The following is a 2,250-nucleotide window of genomic DNA, read 5'->3' as shown; positions in this document are numbered from 1 at the left end:
ATATTCAGCCTGTTTTGTTGTCCGGGGTTTCCAAAGGGGCTTGCCCCTTGGCACACGACTTTGCTTGCAAAGTGTAGTGTGTTATACGCTCTGTCGGCGTTGCTGCGAAAATGAGGTTGCCGCCGGGGAAGGCAATGACATTTGAAGCGGCAGGAAAACAGAACTGTGATTGCATGGCGTGGAGCCGCAAGCACAGCGCTGGTTTCATCAGCAGACAGGGCGTATATGAAAGCCCCCGTCCCTTGTACAACGCCGGACTATGGGACAAAGTGTCCCAAACTTGTGGGCACACTTCTGTAAAGTTGAAATGGGCGGGGAAGCCATTTTAGGGCTTTCCCGTCTTGATTACTCCTCAGCAAAGACAGGCGGGGCTGTCAACGACGGCGCATTTTTGCGCCGTTCATCTTGACCGTTGACTGGCTCGGCTGGCTATGCTATCTCCCCGGTAAATCTGAATTTATCTTTTTGTATAGATTAAATCTGTCATGCCATTATATGACTGTGTTTTTAGCAACCTCAACTTAATTTCATGGTCAGCTTTTTCAAAAAGCCGAATACCTGATCCTAAGATTGTTGGAATAACGGTAATATAATAACAATCAATTATATCTTCTTTAACCAACTGTTGAATCAAGTTCGCTCCACCACAGATCCAAATACCTTTTCCGTTTTCTTCCCGCAACCTTTTTATCAGATCAACAGGGCTTTCATTGACAAAATGGATTTTATCAGACGATTCCTTTGAATTATGCGTCACAACATAAGTTGTAAAATCTTGATAAACCCACTCGTCCGGTGAAAGTTCTGTGACGATTTGATGATAGGTATTCCATCCCATTACCACTGTATCAATGTCTTTTACAAACTCAGAATATGCGTCAATGTTATCGTCATCATTACCTTGTCCGGTCAGCCAATTCACGCTGCCGCTACTGTCTGCGATATACCCGTCGAGACTCATCGCTATAAACAAACTGATTTTTTTCATATCAAACTCCTTTAATCGAGAAGGGTTGTGCCATACGAATTATCTATGGCACATAGCCATTTCCCACCTATGTTTCTATAAACATAGGTGGCTCTGCGATCCATGCTGTATTCTGAATCTTCTTTTTTATTTGCATCCAACAAGGTTTGTGACAAAACGAGTACAGTATCTCCCGCCTCAATCATCTGCATCTTTCCCTGTGTTGGAACTACGCTATTGTTAAAATATGCTGCTATTTTTATAAACGCCTCCTTAATCGCTTCCTTTCCTCTTGCTTCCAATCCTGGTTTTACCACCAACACCGCATCATCTGTATAAAACTCCATTAAGTCATCAAATCTTTCCTCTTTGATTGCTTTATCAGCAGCAGCTATCAAGTTTTTGATTTCCTCATTCATATGTAAATCCTCCTATCAATCCATAAGCCAAGATTTATCTATGGATATACATCCTTGTCATATCAGGCTCATTATCCCCTTGAACCATGCACAAAAATTCCCAGCCGTATCTTTCGTAGAAACTTGTGTGGTCTGTAATCAAATAGATTGGGGCAATTTCTTTGGACTTCATATCCTTCACAACAATATCCAATAATTGTCCCGCTATTCCTTGACAGCGATATTCCTGTTCAGTATATACTGCACATACATTTGGAGCAAGGTCTTTCCTGTCATGAAAATCATTTTCGATCACACCAAGGCCGCCTACAATGCGTCCACTGTCTAAGCAGAGATACCAACCATATTCTGTTTCATGATTGAGATAGGCTTCCATGCATTCAAGATAAGCTTCTTGTGGCACTTCCCATTTATCATGAAACCATGCAGCAGCAGCTTCTTTTAATTCTGGTTTTTGTCTTAAAGTAACATAGGTATATTCTTTCATATTTACCTCCACAACTTCTTGTTTATCCATCCTCTATTTCCGCCCCCGCTGTGGCTTTGGATTTTTCAGCAAGTCCGACTTCTGTGCAATCTTTTTCAGCCACTTCTTTTCTTCTTCGGATAGCTTCTTCAAATTCAATTTGAGCCGCTTACAGATAAACGCCAAAGCCGCTTGCTCCGGGTCGCTGCCCTCGCTGGCGACTTCATCTGCGGTCTGTAAAAAATCTTCCAGCGGGTTGTCCTCCGGGACGCTGAAAAAATCGTCCTTATGTGCTTCCCGCAGGTCAAGAGCTATCTTGTTTATGTCCTGCTGTATCACATAGCGGCAAAAACTGTCATCATCAATATGGGCGGCGATAAGCTGTCTTAACTGCGGGT

General features: G+C 42.8%; 3 protein-coding genes and 1 pseudogene. All 4 read right to left on the bottom strand.

The genetic code is table 11. The annotated features are described in order from the left end of the window. Window positions 1-457 precede the first annotated feature (457 nt). Entirely contained in the window at window positions 458-988 is a 531-nt protein-coding gene (locus tag C1A07_RS16025; RefSeq protein ID WP_101878189.1) for a dihydrofolate reductase family protein, read from the bottom strand. Between the two features lie 11 nt (window positions 989-999). Further along, window positions 1,000-1,386: a YybH family protein gene (locus C1A07_RS16020; RefSeq protein WP_101878188.1), complete on the bottom strand. Its 387-nt coding sequence runs from the start codon at window positions 1,384-1,386 to the stop codon at window positions 1,000-1,002. A gap of 34 nt (window positions 1,387-1,420) precedes the next feature. Continuing rightward, on the bottom strand, window positions 1,421-1,873 hold the full coding sequence (locus C1A07_RS16015; RefSeq protein WP_101878191.1) for a GNAT family N-acetyltransferase: 453 nt from the start codon (window positions 1,871-1,873) through the stop codon (window positions 1,421-1,423). A 33-nt stretch (window positions 1,874-1,906) separates the two neighbouring features. Then, window positions 1,907-2,250, bottom strand: a pseudogene (locus tag C1A07_RS16010) (helix-turn-helix domain-containing protein); the annotation flags it as partial.

This window comes from Lachnoclostridium edouardi, assembly GCF_900240245.1.
Taxonomy (GTDB): Bacteria; Bacillota; Clostridia; order Lachnospirales; family Lachnospiraceae; genus Lachnoclostridium_A; species Lachnoclostridium_A edouardi.
Note: the sequence above shows the minus strand (reverse complement) of the source record. Positions and strands in the feature narration are given on the sequence as shown.

What these genes read in the sequence shown, in the direction of transcription:
- C1A07_RS16025 (WP_101878189.1), bottom strand. Translation starts at nt 988, where the DNA reads ATGAAAAAAATCAGTTTGTTTATAGCGATGAGTCTCGACGGGTATATC.
- C1A07_RS16020 (WP_101878188.1), bottom strand. Translation starts at nt 1,386, where the DNA reads ATGAATGAGGAAATCAAAAACTTGATAGCTGCTGCTGATAAAGCAATC.
- C1A07_RS16015 (WP_101878191.1), bottom strand. Translation starts at nt 1,873, where the DNA reads ATGAAAGAATATACCTATGTTACTTTAAGACAAAAACCAGAATTAAAA.